Source organism: Pseudomonas sp. TE3899, from assembly GCF_056279105.1.
The window spans coordinates 5,959,859-5,982,351 of record NZ_JBWBQR010000001.1 but is presented as its reverse complement, the minus strand read 5'-3'; the positions used below and the strand labels follow the sequence as shown (position 1 = coordinate 5,982,351).

At 60.1% G+C, this 22,493-nt stretch carries 18 protein-coding genes; 12 read left to right on the top strand and 6 right to left on the bottom strand.

What is annotated here, in order from left to right; translation table 11 throughout:
- Positions 1-93: 93 nt before the first annotated feature.
- Positions 94-435 (top strand): zinc ribbon domain-containing protein YjdM, encoded by a 342-nt coding sequence (locus ACZ89E_RS27200; RefSeq protein WP_010467527.1) that lies wholly within the window; start codon positions 94-96, stop codon positions 433-435.
- Positions 436-641: 206 nt separating this feature from the next.
- A complete protein-coding gene (locus tag ACZ89E_RS27195) occupies positions 642-899 on the top strand; it encodes a PA4570 family protein (protein WP_163911706.1) in 258 nt (85 codons plus the stop codon).
- Positions 900-1,052: 153 nt separating this feature from the next.
- On the opposite strand, the gene ACZ89E_RS27190 is transcribed toward ACZ89E_RS27195, so the two are convergent.
- The 3 genes from ACZ89E_RS27190 to ACZ89E_RS27180 all read right to left on the bottom strand — a co-directional run bounded on the left by ACZ89E_RS27190 (position 1,053) and on the right by ACZ89E_RS27180 (position 2,804).
- Complete coding sequence (locus ACZ89E_RS27190; RefSeq protein WP_149661019.1) at positions 1,053-1,670, bottom strand: FKBP-type peptidyl-prolyl cis-trans isomerase; 618 nt, start codon at positions 1,668-1,670, stop codon at positions 1,053-1,055.
- 120 nt (positions 1,671-1,790) lie between these two features.
- Positions 1,791-2,102: a DUF6482 family protein gene (locus ACZ89E_RS27185; protein WP_149661018.1), complete on the bottom strand. Its 312-nt coding sequence runs from the start codon at positions 2,100-2,102 to the stop codon at positions 1,791-1,793.
- A 213-nt stretch (positions 2,103-2,315) separates the two neighbouring features.
- The gene (locus ACZ89E_RS27180) at positions 2,316-2,804 is read right to left on the bottom strand and encodes a TIGR00645 family protein (RefSeq protein WP_133837673.1); all 489 of its coding nucleotides are present in this window, start codon (positions 2,802-2,804) and stop codon (positions 2,316-2,318) included.
- A 160-nt stretch (positions 2,805-2,964) separates the two neighbouring features.
- Here ACZ89E_RS27180 and ACZ89E_RS27175 point away from each other — a divergent pair, with 160 nt between their 5' ends.
- Positions 2,965-4,794 carry a hypothetical protein gene (locus ACZ89E_RS27175; RefSeq protein WP_476256768.1) on the top strand — a complete coding sequence of 610 codons (1,830 nt, stop codon included), beginning with the start codon at positions 2,965-2,967 and terminating at the stop codon, positions 4,792-4,794.
- Here the strand turns inward: ACZ89E_RS27175 and ACZ89E_RS27170 are convergent.
- Both ACZ89E_RS27170 and ACZ89E_RS27165 read right to left on the bottom strand, forming a co-directional pair.
- Entirely contained in the window at positions 4,788-5,129 is a 342-nt protein-coding gene (locus ACZ89E_RS27170) for a PA4575 family protein (protein WP_133837671.1), read from the bottom strand. The two genes, ACZ89E_RS27175 and ACZ89E_RS27170, sit on opposite strands and share 7 nt — an antisense overlap.
- Positions 5,130-5,577: 448 nt before the next feature.
- Positions 5,578-8,016 (bottom strand): Lon protease family protein, encoded by a 2,439-nt coding sequence (locus tag ACZ89E_RS27165; protein ID WP_149661015.1) that lies wholly within the window; start codon positions 8,014-8,016, stop codon positions 5,578-5,580.
- A gap of 278 nt (positions 8,017-8,294) precedes the next feature.
- Here ACZ89E_RS27165 and ACZ89E_RS27160 point away from each other — a divergent pair, with 278 nt between their 5' ends.
- The 4 genes from ACZ89E_RS27160 (at position 8,295) to ACZ89E_RS27145 (ending at position 11,840) form a co-directional block, all read left to right on the top strand.
- Positions 8,295-8,783 carry a DUF3015 domain-containing protein gene (locus tag ACZ89E_RS27160; protein ID WP_054051400.1) on the top strand — a complete coding sequence of 163 codons (489 nt, stop codon included), beginning with the start codon at positions 8,295-8,297 and terminating at the stop codon, positions 8,781-8,783.
- Between the two features lie 93 nt (positions 8,784-8,876).
- The gene (locus ACZ89E_RS27155; RefSeq protein WP_149661014.1) at positions 8,877-10,730 is read left to right on the top strand and encodes an Lnb N-terminal periplasmic domain-containing protein; all 1,854 of its coding nucleotides are present in this window, start codon (positions 8,877-8,879) and stop codon (positions 10,728-10,730) included.
- Between the two features lie 188 nt (positions 10,731-10,918).
- Entirely contained in the window at positions 10,919-11,275 is a 357-nt protein-coding gene (locus tag ACZ89E_RS27150; RefSeq protein ID WP_463258517.1) for a hypothetical protein, read from the top strand.
- Positions 11,276-11,345: 70 nt separating this feature from the next.
- Positions 11,346-11,840: a GreA/GreB family elongation factor gene (locus ACZ89E_RS27145; RefSeq protein WP_476256767.1), complete on the top strand. Its 495-nt coding sequence runs from the start codon at positions 11,346-11,348 to the stop codon at positions 11,838-11,840.
- A gap of 263 nt (positions 11,841-12,103) precedes the next feature.
- On the opposite strand, the gene ettA is transcribed toward ACZ89E_RS27145, so the two are convergent.
- A complete protein-coding gene (ettA, locus tag ACZ89E_RS27140) occupies positions 12,104-13,768 on the bottom strand; it encodes an energy-dependent translational throttle protein EttA (protein WP_149661011.1) in 1,665 nt (554 codons plus the stop codon).
- Positions 13,769-14,045: 277 nt separating this feature from the next.
- On the opposite strand from ettA, the gene ACZ89E_RS27135 reads away from it, so the two are divergent.
- The 5 genes from ACZ89E_RS27135 to ACZ89E_RS27115 all read left to right on the top strand — a co-directional run bounded on the left by ACZ89E_RS27135 (position 14,046) and on the right by ACZ89E_RS27115 (position 22,432).
- Positions 14,046-17,894 (top strand): sensor domain-containing protein, encoded by a 3,849-nt coding sequence (locus ACZ89E_RS27135; RefSeq protein WP_476256766.1) that lies wholly within the window; start codon positions 14,046-14,048, stop codon positions 17,892-17,894.
- Between the two features lie 210 nt (positions 17,895-18,104).
- On the top strand, positions 18,105-19,358 hold the full coding sequence (gene glyA / locus ACZ89E_RS27130; protein ID WP_123404839.1) for a serine hydroxymethyltransferase: 1,254 nt from the start codon (positions 18,105-18,107) through the stop codon (positions 19,356-19,358).
- A 287-nt stretch (positions 19,359-19,645) separates the two neighbouring features.
- Entirely contained in the window at positions 19,646-20,959 is a 1,314-nt protein-coding gene (locus tag ACZ89E_RS27125) for a C4-dicarboxylate transporter DctA (protein WP_149661009.1), read from the top strand.
- 54 nt (positions 20,960-21,013) lie between these two features.
- Positions 21,014-21,718 carry a FadR/GntR family transcriptional regulator gene (locus ACZ89E_RS27120; RefSeq protein ID WP_149661008.1) on the top strand — a complete coding sequence of 235 codons (705 nt, stop codon included), beginning with the start codon at positions 21,014-21,016 and terminating at the stop codon, positions 21,716-21,718.
- A gap of 24 nt (positions 21,719-21,742) precedes the next feature.
- Entirely contained in the window at positions 21,743-22,432 is a 690-nt protein-coding gene (locus ACZ89E_RS27115) for a GntR family transcriptional regulator (protein WP_476256765.1), read from the top strand.
- The last annotated feature ends 61 nt before the right edge of the window (positions 22,433-22,493 follow it).

The window sequence follows — 22,493 nt, the reverse complement described above, 5'->3', positions numbered from 1 at the left end:
AGCCTCGCTCCTACAAAGTCACGTGTCGCCCCTCTCCCGTATAAACCCTATATAATGTGCGACTTTTAGCGATCCTCAATCCAAGGAGCTTTAGTGAGCACGTTGCCACCCTGCCCGAAATGCAATTCCGAATACACCTACGAAGACGGCGCACAGCTGATCTGCCCTGAGTGCGCCCATGAGTGGTCCGCCAGCGGCGAAGCTGAAGCGGCGTCCGATGACACCGTGAAGAAGGATTCGGTGGGCAACGTCCTGCAAGACGGCGATACCATCACCGTGATCAAGGACCTCAAGGTCAAGGGCACGTCCCTGGTGGTCAAGGTCGGCACCAAGGTCAAGAACATCCGCCTGTGCGATGGCGATCACGACATCGACTGCAAGATCGACGGTATCGGCCCGATGAAGCTCAAATCCGAGTTCGTCAGAAAAGTCTGAACCTGCTGTCCTCCATCCTGCGCCCGGCGTGGGATGGTGCTTCGCCCTCCCCCGCTTCGCCCCGTAATCCCGCGCAGTAGCCAAACGCCAGCCGTTTTGACCTTACGCAACCTTTACCCTGAAAAAAACACAAACAGCCAATAGGTCCTTGCTATTTGATGAATAAGAATTATTCTCATTGAACCCCATCAATGGAGATGAGACCCATGACTTATTTGATCGATGCCTGGCTGGACCGCCCACACCCTTACCTCAGGATCCTGCATCGGGAAACCGGGGAAGTCTGTGCGGTGCTTGAAGAAGAAGCCTTGAACGAGCTGCAGGATCAGGGCGACCTGGACGTCAGCGGCTTGAGTTCCAGCGAGCCGGTGGTGCTCAAGGAACTGGTGCGCAATCTGTTTCTGTTCTGCTATGCCCGGGCGTTGCGCCCGACCAGCGATCTGAACCATAAGATCGAACTATGAAACACGCCGCAAAACCCTGTAGGAGCGAGGCTTGCCCGCGAAGAGGCCATCACATTCAACATCATCGTTGACTGACGCACCGCCTTCGCGAGCAAGCTTCGCTCCTACAGGATCACGTTAATCACGCGACCGCAGGATCACGCGATCACGGTCTTACAGAACGTCAAGCAGCTCAACGTCGAACACCAGTACGCTGTGTGGCGGAATGCTGCCAACGCCTTGAGCGCCGTAAGCCAGTTCGCTCGGCACGTACAGGCGCCATTTGCTGCCGGCATTCATCAGTTGCAGGGCTTCGGTCCAGCCAGCGATCACGCCGCCAACCGGGAATTCTGCAGGCTCGCCGCGCTCGTAGGAGCTGTCGAACACAGTGCCGTCGATCAGGGTGCCGTGGTAGTGAGTGCGCACTTGATCTTCACGGGTCGGCTTGGCGCCTTCACCTTGAGTCAGTACTTCGAATTGCAGGCCGGACGCCAGGGTAGTGATGCCATCACGCTTGGCGTTTTCAGCCAGGAAGGCCAGGCCTTCGCCAGCAGCGGCTTCAGCTTTGGCAGCCGCTTCGGCTTGCATGATCTCGCGGATCACCTTGAAGCTGGCGGACATTTCTTCCTGACCCACACGGCTCGGCTTGCCGGCGAATGCGTCAGTCAGGCCAGCCAGGATCGCATCCAGGTTAACGCCCGGTGGCGGGTTGTCGCGCAGTTGGTCGCCCAACTGACGGCCGATACCGTAGCTGACGCGGGTTTCGTCGGTGGACAGATTTACTTCGGACATGACACTGCTCCGCTGTGCGGACGGCCCTGGAACTTGCCGTGCGGACACAGCGCATCCCGGAGCGCCCGGAATCAAAAGGGCGAGCAGACTAGCACAGAAGCCATGGTGTTGATCAGGGGCTCAGCGCTGCCAGGTTGAGCGGAACGCGATCGGCACCTTCAGGGTTTCTTCCTCAATGGCGCCGAGCCCGCACATCTCGTCATGCACCGAGGTATGCACCAGATTGAATTGCAGCTTGGGGAAAGCGTGCAGGACTTCACGGGCATGCTCGACCGAGCGCAGATGAAACGACTGGCCATGGGTATCGTTCAGTGGATAAGCCGCCCCATGCATCCGCGCTTCCAGCAGATAGATCCCGCCTTCCAGCGAAATCAGGTTCAGTTCATCGATCTTCCCGGCGATGGCGTAGGCATTGAGCTCTTGCAGGTTCATCAGCGCACCTCAGACAGTGGCGGACCAAGACCCTTACAGGCATATGCCTCGACGCTGCAAAGCACAACCCACAAACCCAACCGCCCGTCTGTTTCACATCAATCCCAACACAACCTGTAGGAGCAAAGCTTGCTCGCGATAGCGGACTTATAAACACCCGGGATACCGAATCGCTGCAATCGCGGGCAAGCCTTGCTCCTACAAGTTTCTGCTTCAGTGCTTAGTGAGCTTATCCAGATAGCCCATCGCAAACGCCGAGATCACGAAGGTCATGTGGATGATCACGTACCACTTCAAATGCTCGGGATCGACGTTCTTGGCGTCCATGAAGATGCGCAGCAAGTGGATCGACGAAATCGCCACGATCGAGGCCGCGACTTTCATCTTCAACGAAGACGAATCCATGGTCCCCAGCCAATGCAGCTTCTCTTTGTCCTCGTCGATGTCCAGTTGCGAGACGAAGTTCTCGTAGCCGGAGATCATCACCATCACCAGCAGGCCGCCCACCAGCGCCATGTCGATCAGCGACAGCAGCACCAGGATCAGGTCCGATTCCGCCATCGAGAAGACGTTGGGAATGACATGAAAGACTTCCTGGAAAAACTTCAACGCCAGCGCCAGCAGGCCCAAGGACAGACCGAAGTAGATCGGCGCCAGCAGCCAGCGGGAGGCGTACATTGCATTTTCGATAAAGCGTTCCATTGAATCTCACACAAGGGCTGGTAAATGGCGGCGAGTATATCAGCCGCTTGTAACACCCAGAAACCGCCCGCAAATCCGCAACCTGCGTGTGTGTGACAAAGTTTTTCTGCTAGTGTCCAAACCATTGACAGGTTAGCGACACCGGACAGGAAGACAGGAAATGGATGTGCGATTGCCATTAACGAGTGCCGGACTTTGCCTCGCGTTGCTGCTCGGCGGTTGTTCACCCAGCGATGAGAAACGCCAGGTCAGCCTCGAAGAAAAAACCGCGCAGTTTGAAAAGTCCCTCGATGCCATTGCGGACCCGAAACTCAAGGACGCCGTCGCCGAACTGGGCGGCTCGCTGCTGTTGCTCGAACGGGCGCAGCTCAAGCTCGACAGCAAGCCGCTGCAAACCGAATACAGCGAAGACGCCCTGGCGGTGCTCAAGCACTACCCCACGCCCCAGGCGCTGGTGGATACCTACATCAACGGTCTGTTTGTGCTGCACAAGGATTCCAGCTCCGACTACCTGACCGACCTGCAGCCGGTGTTCCCCTTCAACTTCAGCATTCCCGCCGCCTTCCTCTTTCCCCACGGCCTGGAATGGCAATCGGTGACCCTGAGCAACAAGCGCGTCATCCCGTTCCAGCCGGAATGGTCGGAAACCGATCCGGGCATTCAACTCAGCCCTTCCAGCTCGAACCTGACCAACCCCGATGACCTGACGGTGACCTACCCGTTCATCGATGGCCTTGACGTTGAAAACAAAAACCAGCCGCAACCGGTAAGCCTGCAAGGCAAGGTCGAGGTCATCGCGCCGCGGCGGCTGTACAGCTTTGACCTGACCAAAAAGGACGTCGGCCAGACGCGCACCAACGACAACCTCAGCGTCACCCTCTTGAGCCTGACGAACAACCACGCCGAGGTCGAGTTCACCAACAGCCTGCCCATGGCCGCCGAAGTCAGCGAGACGCCGCTCAATCCGCTGATCGTGCAGGCCAAAGACAACACCGGACAATTCCTCTCGCGCTCGGGCTCGATCAACGAAACCGCAGCGCAAATCGCCTTCTATCAAAAACAACTGGCGCAGATGCAACAGCAGAAAGCCTGGAGCGAGGCGTTCGAAAAGCAGCTGGATGAAGACCAGCGAGCGTTCGAGAAACAGCAGACCCGGCATTACACCAAGGTGTATTTCAACGGCCCGATCGAGACGCTCGAAGTCAGCGTGCTGGACTTTTCTTCCGCCACCGTGACCCGCAAGGATCTGGATCTGCCGGTCCGCCGCTTTGATCACAACACCACCGAGAAGGCCATCCAGCCACTGAACTTGCCGGTGGTGGTGTACGACGATCAGGCGCCGATCTGGCTCAAAGGCGCGACGCTCGGTGAAGAACAACTGAAAAAGAGCGTCAACATCACGCAATCGGTGGATGACCCCAGTGCGGCGCGCATCGAGTTCGATCATCCGCGCGGCTTCAACGACGAACTGCTCGGCTCCTCCTTCAGCCCTGGCGACAGCCCGGTAACGTTCTTTACCGCAGGCGATAACGGCAAGCGTGATGAGCCGATCGAACTACCGCCGGAGGCTTATCAGGTCGACCCGTTGCGCGGCGTCATCACTTACGATTTGAACCTGTTTCCGGAAACACCGGCCTTCGCGGTGGGCTCCATGCCGCTGTTCCTGGCCACGGTCGAACAGAAAAGCCTCGACGCGCACCAACTGCCCAAGGGCCTGGAACTCAAAGGCAACGCGCTGGTGGTCGATCTGAAGCTGTTTCCCGCCCAGGACTGGCGTTTTTTCGCCAAGGACGACAGCGGTAACTATCTGAAGGAGATCCTTTCGGTCAGTCATGACGCGAGCGCAGAAGGTCCTGCGCTATTTGGCGTGCATTACTTCTATGGCCAGCCGACCCGGCTGGAAACCTACCAACGAACCGACCTCGTCACCGTGCAATATGGCTTCGAGGTCAAACTCGACAAAGCCGATGTGCCCGACCCGACTCAGTGATCGGGGCGAAACTCGAAGCCACCCAGGCTTCGAACACGGCCACCGTTGATTTCCCGCAGCTGGGCTTGCAGGTGCAGGCTCCAGATTTGCGGGTCATCGGCCAGCTCGTAACCGTGCAAGGTCAGGCTTTCAACAATGGTGTCGAGGATCGATTCAGCCACGAAGGGGCCATGGAACGGGCCTTGGGCCTTGATGGCCGAAGGTTGCTCGCCGGCCATTCCGGCGGCGAAGAGTAAGGTCCACATGCCCGTATCTCCCGCCAATGGGCGGATGGCGCACTCGATACGGGTCACAAGACCCAGGCATTGACGGGTGAGGCAGAGGTTGCGCGACATGGCGGCGACCCTCGGTAGATCCGGTATTCAGCCCTCATGGGAAGGCTGTTTCGATCCAGTGATTGCTGTCCCTATCCTTGAGCTGAGAATAGAAGAAAAGTTCGCCTCGCAAGCAATGCGAGACCAGAAGGCGCCGAGCGGTCATTGTGTGAATATTGACGTCAGACTGATGGCACTTTTTCCCGCGAATGTCGATTTCGCCAATACCCAAAACCCGTGTAGGAGCGAGGCTTGCCCGCGAAAGCGGTGTATCAGCCAACATCAATGCCGGCTGACAGATTGCATTCGCGGGCAAGCCTCGCTCCTACAAGGGATCTATGTTGATAGATCGTTCCCACGCTCTGCATGGGAATGCAGCCCGGGACGCTCCACGTCCCATAACGACGTGACGCGGAGCGTCACAGGAGGCATTCCCACGCAGTAGCGTGGGAACGATCATCACCTCAGGTCAGGCCGGTTTGGCCTCGACCAACGCTTCCAGCGCCATCTCCTTCTCGGCTTCCTTGAGATCTTCTTCGCTGATCATTTCCGCGATCACCCGCAAGCGCTCCACCACCCGCGCATTGACGCTGCCTTCCGGGAACTGGCCATCGGCATCCGGCGAACCGGCGGGCTCGCCCACCAGCAGGCTCAGGGCCTCGTCAGCCTGGCGCACGGCGTAGACATGGAACTGCCCCGCCCGCACCGCCGACAGCACTTTCTCGTCGAGCATCAACGTCGCGACGTTGGCCTGAGGAATGATCGCCCCCTGCTCGCCGGTCAACCCACGGGCTTCACAGAGACGGAAGAAGCCTTCGATCTTCTCGTTGACCCCGCCCACCGCCTGCACTTCGCCGAACTGGTTGATCGAGCCGGTGATCGCAAAGCACTGCTTGAGTGGCGTCTTCGACAACGCCGAGATCAGCGTGCACGCCTCGCCCAGCGACGCACTGTCGCCATCGACGTAACCGTAGGACTGCTCCAGCGCGATGCTCGCAGAAATCGCCAGCGGGAATTCCTGGGCGTAACGGCTGCCCAGATACCCGGTGAGAATCATCACACCCTTGGAGTGAATCGGCTGGCCGAGGTTAACTTCACGCTCGATGTCGACGATGCCGCTGCCGCCCGGATACACCGTGGCGGAAATCCGCGCCGGCACACCGAATGCCGAGTCACCGACTTCCAGCACCGTCAGCCCGTTGCACTTGCCGACCGCCGCGCCATCGGTGTCGATCAGGATGATCCCCGCCAGCATGTCGTCGAGAATCCGCGCCGATACGCGTCCGGTGCGGGTGGCCTTGGCCTTGAGCGCCCGTTCGATGTGGCCGGCGTCGGTCATTTCATCGCCGGCCAGATGACGGATAAAGTCCGCCTCGCTGACCAGCTGGAACAGATCGCCGATCCGCGCCGACAAACGCCCCTGGTGTTCCGCCAGGCGAGCGCTGTAGGTCGCCAGACGCGCTACCGCATCGGCAGTCAGTGGCGCCATGCCTTCTTCCGAGGTGCGGGTTTTGAGCAACTGGGCGAACTGCTCCAGGCTCTCCTCGACCATCGGGATGTCTTCGTCGAAGTCCACCAGAACGCGGAACATCTCCTGGAAGTCCGGATCGAGGTCTTGCAGCGTGTAGTAGAGCTGCCGGGCGCCGATGATGATGACTTTGACCTGCAACGGAATGTGTTGCGGGGTCAGGGTCACGGTGGCCAGACGGCCCAGTTCACCCAGCGGCGATTCCATTTTCAGTTTGCGCGATTGCAGGGCGCGTTTGAGCGCATCCCACACGAACGGCTCGCTGAGCATTTTTTCCGCTTCAAGGATCAGGAAGCCGCCGTTGGCCCGGTGCAATGCACCCGGACGCAGCTGCCGGTAAGTGGTGTAAAGCGCGCCCTGATCGGTGCTGTACTCGATACGGCCAAACAGGTTTTCGTAAGTCGGGTGGGGTTCAAACACCACCGGCGCACCGCCGCTGGCCGAATGACCGACCACCAGGCTTGGCGCGTATTGCTCTTCGAGCATCTTGCGCGCAACGGCGTCGACCTTGCTGTCGTCGACCAGTTGCTCGACCACGGTTTTCAGCAAGTACACCTGCATCGCTTGCAGGTAACCGCACACGGCGGCGTTCTCGGCGTATTTCTCCGACAACGGCGACAGCAACGGCTGCAAGGCCAGGGTGATGGTTTCTTCGTTGAGCTGGCGCAGTTGATTGCTCGACTCGCGCTTCCACTGCGGCAGGCTGGCGAGTTCTTCGTTCAGGCGCTCTTCGAGGCCAGAGATGTCTTCGTGAAAGCGCTCGCGATCGGCTTCCGGCAATTGTGCGAACTCGGCCTCGTCCAGCGCCTTGCCATCAGCCATCGGGGTGAAGGCGATGTTGCTGGCGTCGCGGTACAGCGCGACTTCTTTCTCCAGCGCCAGGCGCTCGATGATGTCCAGCGCCTTGTCATAGCGCTGGTTGAAGGCGCGGTCGATCGCGCTTTTCTTCTGCTGGTAGGACGGGTGTTCGAACACTGCCGGAAACGTCGCCAGCAGATTGTCGATCAAACCGTTGATATCGCCGATGAACGCCCCGGCGGTGCCCGATGGCAATTCCAGGGCGCGCGGTTCGCGGGGCTCATCGAAATTATTGACGTAGACCCAGTCCGCCGGGGTCTGCAGGCGTTTGCCTTCGGCCTTCAGGTAGCGTTTGACGAACGAGAAGCGGCCAGTGCCCGGCTCGCCCATGACAAAGACGTTGTAACCGGGACGTGGCATCGCCACACCGAATTGCAGGGCTTCAACAGCACGTTCCTGGCCAAGCACACCGCGGAAAGGCTCCAGATCATTGGTGGTAGAGAAGCTGAACTGTTCAGCGGAAAACGGACGGGTCAGCGCGTCGGGCGCTAGACGCAAGCTGGCAGCAACAGGATCAGGCATCGGGCTTCCTTACATCAGGCGGGGCAGATAGCGGCATTCTGGCGCTGCCCATACCCGACTGGCAAGGCGCGCCTCAAGCCAAAGCATAGACAAACCGCTATCTCCACGCGGGGCGGGGCCAAATCAATGTTTTGCGCGAATGTTTTGCAAAAAATCACGGAACCCTTGGAACGTGCCTAAACTCCAAACTGCGCGGCTGGAACTAATAACCGGCCCGATGGCGTCGAGACGACGCTAAACCCCTTGTCCATTGGTATGCACACAAAGAGAACAAAGCTATGAAACGGATTCTTCTCGGTACTCTCTTCACCGTTGTATCCCTCAATGCCATGGCTCAGGCGCCAGGCGGCCCGGATTGTGGTTGGGGCAACATGCTGTTCGAAGGACAGCGCGGCACCCCGGCTCACTTCCTGGCATCCACCACTAACGGCACCTCCGGCAACGCCACATTCGGTATGACTTCCGGCACCAACGGTTGCTCGACCAATGCAGCGCTGACCTATGGCGGTAAATCCTGGATTGCCATGAATGGCATGATGAACGAGCTGTCCGAAGACATGGCCAAAGGTAATGGCGAAGCGCTGACTACCTATGCCGTGGTACTGGGCGTGGCGCCGGAAGACCGTGCGCACTTCGCCGCCGTGACTCACGAGCACTTCCAGCAGATCTTCAGCAAGGCTGACGTGACCGCTGACGACGTGCATACCAACACCCTGGCCGTCCTGAAGAGCGATCCTCGTCTGGCCAAGTACGCCACTCAAGCTTAAGCTCGACCCAACCGCTCCTTTCGGGGAGCGGCTTTTGTTTTTTGGACCTAACCCTCTTTGGGTCTTTGTTTATTCCGACTTAAGTTGCCCACTATGCTCAAACGCCTTGCCTGGCTGGCGCTCTGTGTCTGCGCCCCGCTGTCCGCCGCGCCACACATCGACGATCAACGTTTGCAGCAACTGGCCAACGACCCCTTCTGGATTTCCCTGGGCCATTACGAAACCGCCAAGCTCGGCGGCTGGCGCAGCTATGTCAGCGACAAGAAATTCTTCCTCGCCCCCGATGGCAATGAACACCCGGACCGTGAACTGGCGGCAACCGTGCAGGCGCTGTATGCCCCGGCCAGCGCTGGCGAAAAGCATGCGCAATGCGTCTACCCGGCCCGTACTCGCTGGCTCAAGGCACAACTGAACCTCACCGACCTGCCGAAGCTGGATTGCGCCGAGTTCACCCAGTGGTTCAAGGATGTCGCGCCCCACAGTGCGGTGATGATCTTCCCGGCGGCGTACCTGAACAGCCCGTCATCGATGTTCGGCCACACGCTGCTGCGCATCGATCAGGCCAATGTGCAAAGCGACCAGACCGCACTGCTCAGCTACGCGATCAACTTCGGCGCCTACATCGAAGGTTCGGACAACAGCATCCTCTACGCCTGGAAAGGCTTGATGGGCGGTTATCCGGGCCTGTTCGCCCTCGTGCCTTACCAGGAAAAACTCTCGGAATACCGCAGCCTGGAAAACCGCGACCTGTGGGAATACCGGCTGAACCTGACCCAGCAGGAAACCGAGCGCATGGTCGAGCACGTCTGGGAACTCAAGCAGATCCAGTTCGACTACTTCTTCTTCGACGAAAACTGCTCCTATCGCCTGCTGGAACTGCTGCAAGTGGCGCGGCCGAGTCTGCGGCTGACCGAGCAATTCCCGCTGACAGCGATCCCCACCGACACGGTCAAAGCCGTGAAAGAAGCCGGGCTGGTGGAATCGATCCAGTATCGCCCGTCCCGCGAGCGTGAACTGCTGAGCCGCGCCGAGCCGTTGAATCCTGAAGAGCAGCAATGGGTGCTGAAAGTCAGCGCCGATCAGAAGCAATTGCAGGCACCTGAATTCAAAGCCCAGCCACGCGACCGGCAAGCACTGATCGTCGACGCTGCTTATCGCCTGGAACGCTACCGCGCCAACGGCCAGGAGCGCGATCCGGCCCGAGCCCAGCGCAGTTTCGAACTGTTGCGGGCGATCAATCAGAACCCGCCGCCGGAGTTGGATATCCCGCGTCCGGGCTTGCCCGAGGACGGTCACGAATCCCGCACCTGGCAGGCCGGCCTCGGCACCCGGGGCGACAAGGCGTTCGGCGAGTACGGCTTGCGCATGGCCTATCACGACCTCAACGACAACGCCGAGAGCTTCCCGCTGGGTGCGCAGATCGAAATCCTGCAAATGAAACTGCGCCAATACGAAGGCAATCACTGGCAATTGCAGCAATTGGACCTGGCGACCATCCGCTCCCTGACCCCGCGCAATGAGCTGTTGCAGCCGCTGTCGTGGCAAGTCACCGGCGGCCTGGAGCGGGTGCCGGGCAAGCATGACGATGAAACCCTGGTCAGCCATGTCAACGGCGGTGCCGGCGGGACCTGGGCGTTGGGCGAGGATGTGCTCGGTTTTGCTCTGGGCACCGTGCGCATCGAACACAACAACGACTTCGCCGGGTTCGTCGCCCCGGCAGCCGGGTTCAACAGCGGCGTGTTGTGGAAAAACCCGCTGGGCAATTTCAGCCTGGAAACCAAGGGCGATTTCTTCACCAACGGCGAAGTACGCCGCAGCGTGAGCCTGAACCAGCAGTGGGAGTTGTCGCGCAACCTCGGCCTGCGCTTGAGCGCCCAGCGCGAATTCAGCCACCTCGCCTCCCCCGAGAATGAAGTGATGCTTGAGGTGAAGTGGTATCACTACTGACCAACACACGCCCCCGCAGGAGCAAAGCTTGCTCGCGAAGGCATCACCTCGGTCTTCCTGAATAACCGCGGTGATGCCATCGCGAGCAAGCTTTGCTCCTACGGATCTTTTGATCTTTCTTTCACATCCCGACAACGAATCGACTTCTAGACTTGCTACATAGGCCGTCAACCGGCCGGGAGTCTGAGATGTGGCGTTGCGTGGGTGTGTTGGGGTTGCTGCTGTTGTGCGCGGGTTGCCAGTCGACCCACGAAGATCTGATCGCCAAGGGTTACCCGCCGGCGTTCGCCGACGGTTTCGACGACGGTTGCGTCAGTGGTCGTCAAGCCGCCGGGGCAATGACCGGTGAATTCCGCAAGAACGTGCCGCGCTACCTCAAAGACAAGCAATACGCCGAGGGCTGGGGCGATGGCTTCCGCCAGTGCCAGGCAATGCTGGAAAACCGCGACCGCGAGGACTATCGCAGCCACCATTGGGATGATCGCGACAGAGCGTGGCAACAGCAGAAAGACCAGGACGCTGCCCGGGCGTTTCGCTCGCCATAGGTCGCTGCCAGACATCCATCGAAACTAATCCCCTGCGACCATGGCCCAAACCCTATAACGGGAGAAAACCATGAGCCGTGCCTTCGTCAATGAAGATAACGCCGCCGCGCAAGCCGACCAGCCCGTCGAACGGCAGGTCAGCGCGCAGCCCAACTACGTCACCCCGACCGGTCTTGCCCAGTTGCAGGCGAAACTGGCCGAGGTGCAAAACCTGCTCAATGAACAGAGCGCCAACGGTGAACTGGCGGACAAACAACGCCAGGCTGACCTGGAGCGTGACTGGCGGTATTTCAATCAGCGATTGCAAAGCGCCCAGGTCGTCACTCCCGCCTCCTCGACCGACAAGGTGCAGATTGGCGCCTGGGTGACGTTTGCCGATGAACAGGGCAATGAGCAGCGGGTGCAGTTGGTCGGCGAGGATCAGGCGGAGGCTGCCAGTGGGTTGATCAATTGGGGTTCACCGCTGGGTCGGGCCTTGTTGGGCGCGCAGGTTGGGGATGAGGTGTTGTGGAAGCGGCCGGCGGGGGATTGGGTGATTGAGGTGTTGGGCATCGATATTCAGTGACCATACGGACGCTTTCGCGGGCAAGCCTTGCTCCTACGGGGGCAGGGTCGGGCGCAATATTTCGGCACACCACAACATCGCCATCGCCATCGCGGGCATGCCTTGCTCCTACGGGGCGGGGTCGGGCGCAATATGTCGGCACACCACAATACTGTAGGAGCGAGGCTTGCCCGCGAAGGCCACACCGCGGTCTACCTGAATACCACCCATAAAAAAAAACGGAGCCCCGAAAGGCTCCGTTTTTTCATGCAACCAACCCGATATCAGGCCAGTTTCTTGTGCCGTACACGGTGCGGCTGGGAAGCCGCTTCGCCGAGACGCTTTTTACGATCAGCTTCGTACTCGGTGTAGTTACCTTCAAAGAAGATCGCTTGCGAGTCGTCTTCGTACGCCAGGATGTGGGTCGCGACGCGGTCAAGGAACCACCGATCGTGAGAGATCACAATGGCGGCGCCCGGGAAGTCCAGCAGGGCTTCTTCCAGGGAACGCAGGGTTTCAACGTCGAGGTCGTTGGACGGTTCGTCGAGCAGCAGGACGTTGCCGCCCTCTTTCAGGGTCAGCGCCAAGTGCAAGCGACCGCGCTCACCACCGGACAGGTCCTTGACGAACTTCTGCTGATCGCCGCCCTTGAAGTTGAAGCGACCGACGTAGGTCCGCGACGGGATCTCGTAGTTGCCGATGCGAATCTGATCGGAACCGTCGGAGATTTGCTGGAACACCGTCTTGCTGCCGTCCAGGTCTTCGCGGCTCTGATCCACACAAGCCAGTTGCACGGTTTCGCCGACTTCGATGCTGCCCGAATCCGGCTGTTCCTTGCCCATCAGCATGCGGAACAGGGTCGATTTACCGGCACCGTTACCGCCGATCACGCCAACAATGGCGCCTTTCGGCATGGAGAACGACAGGTTGTCGATCAGCACGCGATCGCCGTAGCCCTTGGAAACGTTCTTGAACTCGATGACCTTGTCACCCAGGCGCGGACCGGCCGGGATGTAGATCTCGTTGGTTTCGCTGCGCTTCTGGAATTCCTGCGATTGCATTTCTTCGAAGCGTTGCAGACGAGCCTTGGATTTGGACTGGCGGGCCTTGGCGCCTTTGCGCACCCACTCCAGTTCTTCCTTCATGGCTTTTTCATGGGCCGACTGCTGCTTGGATTCGGCAGCCAGACGATCGGACTTGGCTTCGAGCCAACCCGAGTAGTTGCCCTCGTACGGGATACCGGCGCCGCGGTCGAGCTCGAGGATCCAGCCGGCGACGTTGTCCAGGAAGTAACGGTCGTGCGTGATCGCAACCACGGTGCCCGGGAAATCGTGCAGGAAGTGCTCCAGCCAGGCGACGGAATCGGCGTCCAGGTGGTTGGTCGGTTCGTCGAGCAGCAGCATGTCGGGGGCGGACAGCAGCAGGCGGCACAGGGCCACGCGACGCTTTTCACCACCGGACAGGAATTCGACCTTGGCATCCCACGCCGGCAGACGCAGTGCATCGGCGGCGACTTCCAGTTGGCGATCCAGGTTGTGACCGTCGCTGGCTTGCAGGATGGCTTCGAGCTTGGCCTGTTCAGCAGCCAGTTTGTCGAAGTCGGCGTCTTCATCGGCGTAGGCCGCGTAGACCTCGTCCAGGCGCGCCTGGGCGTTCTTGATCACGCTGACCGCTTCCTCGACCACTTCACGCACGGTCTTGGTCGGGTCCAGGATCGGTTCCTGCGGCAGGTAGCCGATGTTCAGCTCCGGCATCGGTCGGGCTTCGCCCTCGAACTCGGTGTCGACGCCGGCCATGATTTTCAACAGCGTGGACTTACCCGAACCGTTGAGGCCGAGTACGCCGATCTTGGCGCCGGGGAAGAACGACAGCGAAATGTTTTTCAGGATTTCCCGCTTCGGCGGAACAACTTTGCCCAGCCGATGCATGGTGAAGACGTATTGAGCCATGGAGAACCTTGGGTCAGTGACAGATGAATGATTGGAGCGCAGGCGATGCCCGGGCCAGGCTGTGCGCGTCGTCCGCCGGACGTATCAGGCGTGCACGCTAAAAAAGCCTAGGAGCTGGAACGCTCCCACGTAACCGGCAAAGCTACCTGAATGACCGATGGCAGTCCAGCCGTCAGGGGCTGGCACTTCGCCACAACTCAAGGCATGCTAGCCGCCCTCCGGGCGTCCGGCTTATAGTGCACGTCGCGCCAGTCCAGCCAAACCGCAGGATTTCAGTTTGTCTAATGTCACGCCGCCTCTTTCTACCCGTGCACCGGCTGCCGCGCTCGGCTCCCCCCTGCGCGGAACCCTGAAGGGCGCACTGGCGACACTCGTGCTGTTGCTGCTCGCGCTGCTGTTTTGGCAACTGCTGGATCAACTGAGCGAAACCCAGAAAAACCAGCGCCAGTACACCATCGACTACACCGCCGACCTGGCCTCCCAAGTCAGCCTGAACATGGCGCTCAACGCGCAGATAGCCCTGAACCTGCTACCGATCGTCGAGCAACCGCAATCCGCCGACGAACAGCAGGTGCTGTTGCGCAAGTTGCAGCAATCGCTGCCCGACCTGCGCAGCCTGGCGTTACTCAGCCCATCCGGCAAAATCCTCAGTGACAGCGCCGCCGACAGCCAGGACGCCGACTACCTGGTCGATCTGGTGCGCCGCAGCCGTTCGCAAGCCCACTATTTCAGCAACGCCGACGATGGCTCGGTGGTGCACTTGCTGCTGCATCAGGCCAGCGGCAGCACGCGTGGCTATTGGGCGTTGCGCCTGACCCCGACGTTTTTCTCCTCCCTGACCAAACAGAGCGAAGCCGGCATCCGCCCGCTGTGGCTGGTGGAAAACCGCGTCAATCATCAAATCGTCAGCCGCGATGAAGCCCTGCCCGCCGTCAAGCCGGGCACGCTGAGCGAGGATGACCTGGCCAACAGCGTGCTGACCGTGCCCCTGAGCAGCAGCGACTGGCAACTGCGCGGGCTGTTCGACCGCCAACAGGTGCTCGAACAACTGCTGCCGGCGTTCATCGGCAAATGCCTGCTGGGCCTGGCCTTCTCCCTGCTGCCGTTTATTGCGCTGCTGAGCATGCGCCGCCGTCAGCGCCAGCTGCATGAGGGGCGTCGGCGCTATCAGGACATTTTCGAAGGCACCGGCGTCGCGCTGTGCGTGCTCGACCTGTCCGGGCTGAAAGGCTTCTTCGACAAGGCTCAGCTCCACAGCAGCGAACAACTGAAAACCTGGCTTGAAGTGCCTGAGCAACGCCAGCAACTGCTGCAAGAATTGCGCATCACCGAGGTCAATCAGGTCGCCCTGCAACTGCTCAACGTCAATTCATGCGAGCAGGCCTGGAAGTTGCTGATCGAGGGTTGTCCCCTGGAATGCACCGCCATCGGCAACCAGATACTGGAGGCCGTGCTCAACCAGCAGAAACAACTCGAACTGGAAATCAAGCTCCAGGACACCAACGGTCGCGACCAACACCTGTGGCTGGTGCTGCGCCTGCCGCAAGAGCAGCACGACTACAAAGCGGTGATCCTGAGCATCAACGACATCACCAGCCGCAAGCTGATCGAACTGTCGCTGCTGGAACGTGAAGGCTTCTGGTCTGATGTGGTGCGCACCGTACCGGATCACCTGTACGTGCAGGACGTGATCAGCCAGCGCATGATTTTCAGCAACCATCACCTGGGGCAGACGCTGGGCTACAACCGCTCCGAACTGCACCAGATGGGCGAGTACTTCTGGGAAATCCTGCTGCACCCCGAAGACGCCGACTATTACCACCGCTCGCGCCAGACCCAGCGCCAGGCCGGCTACTCGCAATTGCTGCAATGCCAACTGCGGTTCCGTCATCGCGATGGCAACTGGCGGCGCTTCGAAATTCGTGAACAGGCCCTGGCCCGGGACAGGAATGATCAGGTCACGCGGATCATCGGCGTAGCCAAAGACATCACCGAACAGATCGAGGCCAGCGAATCCCTGCGCGACAGCGAGCAGCGCTACCGCATGCTCGCCGAAAGCATCAGCGACGTGATTTTCTCCACCGACAACAAGCTCTCGCTCAACTACGTCAGCCCCTCGGTGCAAGCCGTGCTGGGTTATGACGTTGACTGGATTTTCCAGAACGGCTGGCAATCGACCATCGCCAACCCGCAGCAACTGAGCGGCATCTACGGTTTGATGGACCGGGTCAGCAAAGCCCTGGATAAACCCGATCAACTGGCGTTGTTGCGCAGCCAGGTGCAGACCCAGTTGTTCCTGTTCGACTGCCTGCGGGCCGACGGGCGCAAGATCCCGATCGAACTGCGGCTGGTGCTGGTGTGGGACGAACACGGGGCTTTCGAAGGCGTGCTCGGGGTCGGTCGCGACATCAGCCAGCAACGCCGCGCCGAGAAAGACCTGCGCATGGCCGCCACGGTATTCGAGCATTCGACGTCGGCGATCCTGATCACCGACCCGGCTGGCTACATCGTCCAGGCCAACGAAGCGTTCAGTCGCGTCAGCGGTTATGCGGTGTCGCAGGTTCTCGACCAGTTGCCGAACATGCTCACCGTCGATGAGCAGCAGGAAGCGCATCTGCGTTATGTGCTCAAGCAATTGCACCAGCACAGTACCTGGGAAGGCGAAGTCTGGCTCAAGCGCCGCAATGGCGAGCATTACCCGGCGTGGGTCGGCATCACCGCGGTGCTCGACGATGAAGGCGACTTGGCCAGCTACGTGTGCTTCTTCAGCGACATCAGCGAGCGCAAGGCCAGTGAACAACGGATTCACCGTCTCGCCTACTACGACGCCCTGACTCACCTGCCCAACCGCACGCTGTTCCAGGACCGCTTGCACACCGCGCTGCAATCGGCTGAACGGCAGAAGTCGTGGGTGGTGCTGATGTTCCTCGACCTCGACCGCTTCAAGCCGATCAACGACTCCCTGGGTCACGCCGCCGGCGACCGCATGCTCAAGGAAATGGCCACGCGCCTGCTCGGTTGCGTCGACGATGACGACACCGTGGCGCGCATGGGCGGCGATGAGTTCACCTTGCTCCTGCAACCGCGCATCAACCGTGAAGTGGCGCTGAACCGGGCGATTCACGTGGCGGAACAGATTCTCGCCAGCCTGGTGAAGCCGTTTGTGCTGGAAGGCCGCGAGTTCTTCGTCACGGCCAGTATCGGCATCGCCCTGAGCCCCCAGGACGGCAACGAACTCAGCCAGTTGATGAAAAACGCCGACACCGCGATGTACCACGCCAAGGAGCGCGGCAAGAACAACTTCCAGTTCTATCAGGCCGACATGAACGCCAGCGCCCTCGAGCGTCTGGAGCTGGAAAGCGACCTGCGCCATGCCCTGGAGCAGAACGAATTCGTGCTGTATTACCAGCCGCAGTTCAGCGGCGACGGCAAACGCCTGACCGGCGCCGAAGCCCTGCTGCGCTGGCGCCATCCCCGTCGCGGGCTGGTGCCGCCGGGGGATTTCATTCCAGTGCTCGAAGAGCTCGGGCTGGTGGTGGACGTTGGCGACTGGGTGATCAGCGAGGCCTGTCGGCAGCTCAAGACCTGGCACCAGGCCAAGGTCCGGGTGCCGAAGGTGTCGGTGAACATCTCGGCGCGGCAGTTCTCCGACGGTCAGCTCGGCACGCGCATCGCCAACATCCTCAAGGACACCGGCCTGCCGCCGGCGTGCCTGGAGCTGGAACTGACCGAAAGTATCCTGATGCGCGAAGTCAGCGAGGCGATGCAGATCCTCGCCGGGTTGAAAAACCTCGGCCTGAGCATCGCGGTCGACGACTTCGGCACCGGTTACTCATCGCTCAACTACCTCAAGCAATTCCCGATTGATGTACTGAAAATCGACCGCACCTTTGTCGATGGCCTGCCGTCCGGCGAGCAGGATGCGCAGATTGCCCGGGCCATTATCGCCATGGCCCACAGCCTCAATCTGGCGGTGATCGCCGAAGGCGTGGAAACCCACGAGCAACTCGACTTCCTGCGCGAGCATGGGTGTGATGAGGTTCAGGGGTATCTGTTCGGGCGGCCGATGCCGGCGAGCCGGTTTGAGGCGCAGTTCAGCAATGATGCGCTGTTCATGTTCGATTGATCGGAGCTGTTGGCTCCAATCAATCGAACATGAACAGAGCTGCAAGCTTCAAGTGGCAAGCTACAAGTAAGAGCAAATCGGCTTTTGCTTGCCGCTTGGGGCTTGCTGCTTGAAGCCCGCTTATCCACAACCTGACTGCGTTTCATATCCCTTCTAAAAGCGGTTGGGTTAGAATGCCCCCCTTTTCTGCCCCGATCCTTGAGGACCGCCATGTTCAGCCGTGATTTGACTATTGCCAAGTACGACGCCGATCTCTTTGCCGCCATGGAGCAAGAAGCTCAGCGCCAGGAAGAACACATTGAGCTGATCGCTTCGGAAAACTACACCAGCCCTGCGGTGATGGAAGCTCAAGGCTCGGTACTGACCAACAAGTACGCCGAAGGCTACCCGGGCAAGCGCTACTACGGTGGTTGCGAGTTCGTCGACGTGGTTGAACAACTGGCCATCGACCGTGCAAAAGAGCTGTTCGGCGCCGATTACGCCAACGTCCAGCCACACGCCGGCTCCCAAGCCAACAGCGCCGTTTACCTGGCCCTGCTGCAAGCCGGTGACACCATCCTGGGCATGAGCCTGGCCCACGGCGGTCACCTGACCCACGGTGCCAGCGTTTCGTCCTCCGGCAAGCTGTACAACGCCGTCCAGTACGGTATCGATGCCAATGGCCTGATCGACTACGACGAAGTCGAGCGCCTGGCCGTTGAGCACAAGCCGAAAATGATCGTGGCCGGTTTCTCTGCCTACTCGCAGATTCTGGACTTCCCGCGCTTCCGTGAAATCGCTGACAAGGTTGGCGCCTACCTGTTCGTCGACATGGCCCACGTGGCCGGTCTGGTCGCCGCTGGCGTCTACCCGAACCCGGTTCCATTCGCTGACGTCGTGACCACCACCACCCACAAGACCCTGCGCGGTCCACGTGGCGGTCTGATCCTGGCGCGCGCCAACGCCGACATCGAGAAGAAACTGAACTCCGCCGTTTTCCCGGGCGCCCAGGGTGGCCCGCTGGAGCACGTGATCGCCGCCAAAGCGATCTGCTTCAAGGAAGCGCTGCAGCCTGAGTTCAAGACTTACCAGCAACAAGTGGTGAAGAACGCCCAGGCCATGGCCGAAGTGTTCATCGCGCGCGGTTTCGACGTGGTGTCCGGCGGTACCAAGAACCACCTGTTCCTGCTGTCGCTGATCAAGCAGGACATCTCCGGTAAAGACGCCGACGCCGCTCTGGGCAAAGCGTTCATCACCGTGAACAAGAACTCCGTGCCAAACGACCCACGCTCCCCGTTCGTCACCTCCGGCCTGCGCTTCGGCACTCCGGCTGTGACCACTCGTGGCTTTAAAGAAGCCGAGTGCAAAGAGCTGGCTGGCTGGATCTGCGACATCCTGGCTGACCTGAACAACGAAGCGGTGATCGACGCCGTTCGTGAGAAGGTCAAGGCCATCTGCAAGAAGCTGCCGGTGTACGGCGCTTAATTGCACCGCTAAATCGCAGCGATAAAAAAACCGGTCAGTGATGGCCGGTTTTTTTTCGCCTGCACTTTTTCATCGCATTTTTTCAAATCAGGAAAGGCTCAAGGTCGGGGCATTGCGCCCAACTGGTAAGACCGGTCATGCCAATAGATGAATTTTCACTTGCGATCAATGAAAAACAGCGCCTAGACTGCGCCTGCACTGGACATACCGGTAAGACCACAATAATTAAGTCCTGAATCTGATGCGCTCAGCGCACGGCAGCCAGGACACCGACCAGGATTCCTCCCATGCTCAGATGGTGCTCGCGTTCAATCTTCCTTCAAGTGGTTCTCGGACTGGTGCTCGGCATCGTCTGTGGGCTGACCCTTCCCGAATACTCCGCACAGCTCAAACCCTTGGGCGATGGCTTTATCAAACTGATCAAGATGCTCATCGGCCTCATCGTGTTCTGCGTGGTGGTCAGCGGCATCAGCGGCGCCGGCGATCTGAAGAAGGTCGGGCGCATCGGCCTCAAGTCGGTCATCTACTTCGAAGTGTTGACCACCATCGCCCTGGTGATCGGCCTGGTGTTCGCGTTCAGCACCGGGATTGGCAGCGGCGCGAATATTCATCTGGACCAACTGGCCAAAGCCGACATGGGCGATCTGGCCCAGCGCGGCCAGCAGATGCACACCACCACGCAATTTCTGATGGACCTGATCCCGACCTCGGTGATCGGTGCCTTTGCCGACAACAACATCCTGCAAGTGCTGCTGTTTTCGGTGCTGTTCGGCAGCGCGCTGAACCTGGTGGGCGAAGCGGCTTCGGGCATCTCGCGGCTGATCAACGAACTCAGCCATGTGATCTTCCGCATCATGGGCATGATCGTGCGCCTGGCGCCGATTGGCGTGTTCGGCGCCATCGCGTTCACCACCAGCAAATATGGCCTGGACTCCCTGCAACACCTGGGCAGTCTGGTGGGCCTGTTCTACCTGACCTGCGCCGCATTCGTGTCGCTGATTCTCGGCCTGGTGATGCGCCTGTCCGGCCTGCGCATGTGGCCATTGCTCAAGTACCTGCGTGAAGAGTTGCTGATCGTGATGGGCACCGCCTCTTCCGACGCCGTGCTGCCACAGATCATGCGCAAGCTGGAACACCTGGGCATCGGCAGTTCCACGGTCGGGCTGGTGATTCCAACCGGGTATTCCTTCAACCTCGACGGGTTCTCGATCTACCTGACCCTGGCCATCGTCTTTATCGCCAACGCCACCGGCACGCCGCTGGCCATGACCGATTTGCTGACGATTCTGCTGGTGTCGCTGATCACCTCCAAAGGTGCCCACGGCATCCCCGGCTCGGCGCTGGTGATTCTGGCGGCCACCCTGACCGCGATCCCGGCGATTCCGGTGGTCGGCCTGGTGCTGGTGTTGGCGGTGGACTGGTTCATGGGCATCGGCCGGGCGCTGACCAACCTGATCGGCAACTGCGTCGCCACCGTGGCCATTGCGCGCTGGGAAAAAGACATCGATATCCAACGGGCGAACAAGGTGCTTTCCGGCCAGGTGGGGTATACCTTCCAGCCGAGAAAACCGGTGGCGCCGGCCCATCAACAGGAATTTTGAAGCATGCGGAGCCTGCCATAGGGCAGGCTCCCGGCCTTATCCATGGAGCAAACCGTGATTACCACTTCAACGGTCGTCAACTCAGTTGTAGAAAAACTCCGGGCCGCGCTGGCCCGTGGCCAGTGGCGCTCCGGCGAAATGCTACCGGGCCAGCGCGAACTGGCCGAACAACTGGGCATCAGCCGCCCGAGCCTGCGCGAAGCCGTGATCGTCCTCGAAACCCTCGGGCTGGTGCGCTCGATGCCGGGCAAAGGCGTGGTGGTGCTGGAGGCCAACCTCAGCGACAGCCAACATCACGACAGCGCAGTGGCCGGCGCCAGCCTGGAAGACGTGCTGCAACTGCGCTACACCCTTGAGCCGTTCATCGTCGGGTTGGTAGCGCAATCGATCAGCAGCAAGGAAGTCGGGCAACTGCGCCTGACCCTGATGGACATGCGCGAAGCCCTGGAGGCCAACGACGCCGAAGCTGGGGTCAACGCCTACATCGCGTTCCACGAAGAGCTGTTCACCCTGACCTCGAACCCGATTTTCCAGAGCGTGGTGCAGCAGACCAGCAACGCCCTCAAGCAAAGCGCCGAAGTGCTGCGCAATTCGCCGGAGCACCTGGCCGAACGCCTGGAAGAAAACGAAGCCGTGGTGCGGGCGATCCGCAGCAAGAACAGCGCCCAGGCCAGCGCCGAAATGCGTCGGCACATCCTGCGTGAAGGCCAACGGATGGGCATCGAACTGAATATTCCGGACGACCACCTCGGCAGTTGAACTGCTTCGAACTGGAGACAGGCCATGAACAGCTTCGCCCCAGCGCCAACCCTCAGCGCCCTGCCCTTTCCCCGGCGGGCGGATGACCTTTATTCGCGGGTCTTCGACGCAATTCTGGAACAGCGCATCGATGCGGCCAGTCGTTTTACCGAAGAAAGCCTGGCGCAGATGTTCAGCGCCCGGCGCAGTGACATTCGCGGTGTGCTGACGCAATTGTCCCATCAGCAGATCATCGTCCTGCGGGCCAACCACCGTCCCCGCGTCGCCGCGCTCGACAGCGAGCAGACCCGGCAAATGTTGCATGCACGGCGGCTGACGGAAATCACCCTGGTACGCCTGGCCTGCCAACCATCTGGCGCGCAAGACCTGCGACCGCTGCAAGCCTTGATCGACAACGAGCGCCAATGCACCGCCCGTGGACCGGCGATCCGGTTATCGGGGGAATTTCATTTGCGGCTGGCTGAAATCGCTGGGAATGCACCGCTGACGCATTTTCTGGGCAGTCTGGTGCCGCTGACCTCATTGGCGATTGCGCAGTTTGAGGTGGAATTAGAGGGCTATTGCGTTTGGAAAAAGCATCAGGCGATTCTGGAGGCTGTGGAACGCCGGGATGCAGGTATGGCTGAGCGCTTGCTGGGCCGGCATCTGGATTATTTGGAAGAGACGTTGCTCAATGCTGGACCGACATTCAGCGAGAATCGTGTTGCCGGTTAGATCGCTTTCGCGGGCAAGCCTCGCTCCTACAACGGCAACCCCATACCTGTAGGAGCGAGGC

What these genes read in the sequence shown, in the direction of transcription:
- ACZ89E_RS27185 (WP_149661018.1), bottom strand. Translation starts at nt 2,102, where the DNA reads ATGAACCTGCAAGAGCTCAATGCCTACGCCATCGCCGGGAAGATCGAT.
- ACZ89E_RS27115 (WP_476256765.1), top strand. Translation starts at nt 21,743, where the DNA reads ATGAACAGCTTCGCCCCAGCGCCAACCCTCAGCGCCCTGCCCTTTCCC.
- ACZ89E_RS27150 (WP_463258517.1), top strand. Translation starts at nt 10,919, where the DNA reads ATGTGGCGTTGCGTGGGTGTGTTGGGGTTGCTGCTGTTGTGCGCGGGT.
- ACZ89E_RS27170 (WP_133837671.1), bottom strand. Translation starts at nt 5,129, where the DNA reads ATGTCGCGCAACCTCTGCCTCACCCGTCAATGCCTGGGTCTTGTGACC.
- ACZ89E_RS27190 (WP_149661019.1), bottom strand. Translation starts at nt 1,670, where the DNA reads ATGTCCGAAGTAAATCTGTCCACCGACGAAACCCGCGTCAGCTACGGT.
- ACZ89E_RS27180 (WP_133837673.1), bottom strand. Translation starts at nt 2,804, where the DNA reads ATGGAACGCTTTATCGAAAATGCAATGTACGCCTCCCGCTGGCTGCTG.
- ettA (WP_149661011.1), bottom strand. Translation starts at nt 13,768, where the DNA reads ATGGCTCAATACGTCTTCACCATGCATCGGCTGGGCAAAGTTGTTCCG.
- ACZ89E_RS27145 (WP_476256767.1), top strand. Translation starts at nt 11,346, where the DNA reads ATGAGCCGTGCCTTCGTCAATGAAGATAACGCCGCCGCGCAAGCCGAC.
- ACZ89E_RS27165 (WP_149661015.1), bottom strand. Translation starts at nt 8,016, where the DNA reads ATGCCTGATCCTGTTGCTGCCAGCTTGCGTCTAGCGCCCGACGCGCTG.
- glyA (WP_123404839.1), top strand. Translation starts at nt 18,105, where the DNA reads ATGTTCAGCCGTGATTTGACTATTGCCAAGTACGACGCCGATCTCTTT.
- ACZ89E_RS27175 (WP_476256768.1), top strand. Translation starts at nt 2,965, where the DNA reads ATGGATGTGCGATTGCCATTAACGAGTGCCGGACTTTGCCTCGCGTTG.
- ACZ89E_RS27155 (WP_149661014.1), top strand. Translation starts at nt 8,877, where the DNA reads ATGCTCAAACGCCTTGCCTGGCTGGCGCTCTGTGTCTGCGCCCCGCTG.
- ACZ89E_RS27125 (WP_149661009.1), top strand. Translation starts at nt 19,646, where the DNA reads ATGCTCAGATGGTGCTCGCGTTCAATCTTCCTTCAAGTGGTTCTCGGA.
- ACZ89E_RS27160 (WP_054051400.1), top strand. Translation starts at nt 8,295, where the DNA reads ATGAAACGGATTCTTCTCGGTACTCTCTTCACCGTTGTATCCCTCAAT.
- ACZ89E_RS27195 (WP_163911706.1), top strand. Translation starts at nt 642, where the DNA reads ATGACTTATTTGATCGATGCCTGGCTGGACCGCCCACACCCTTACCTC.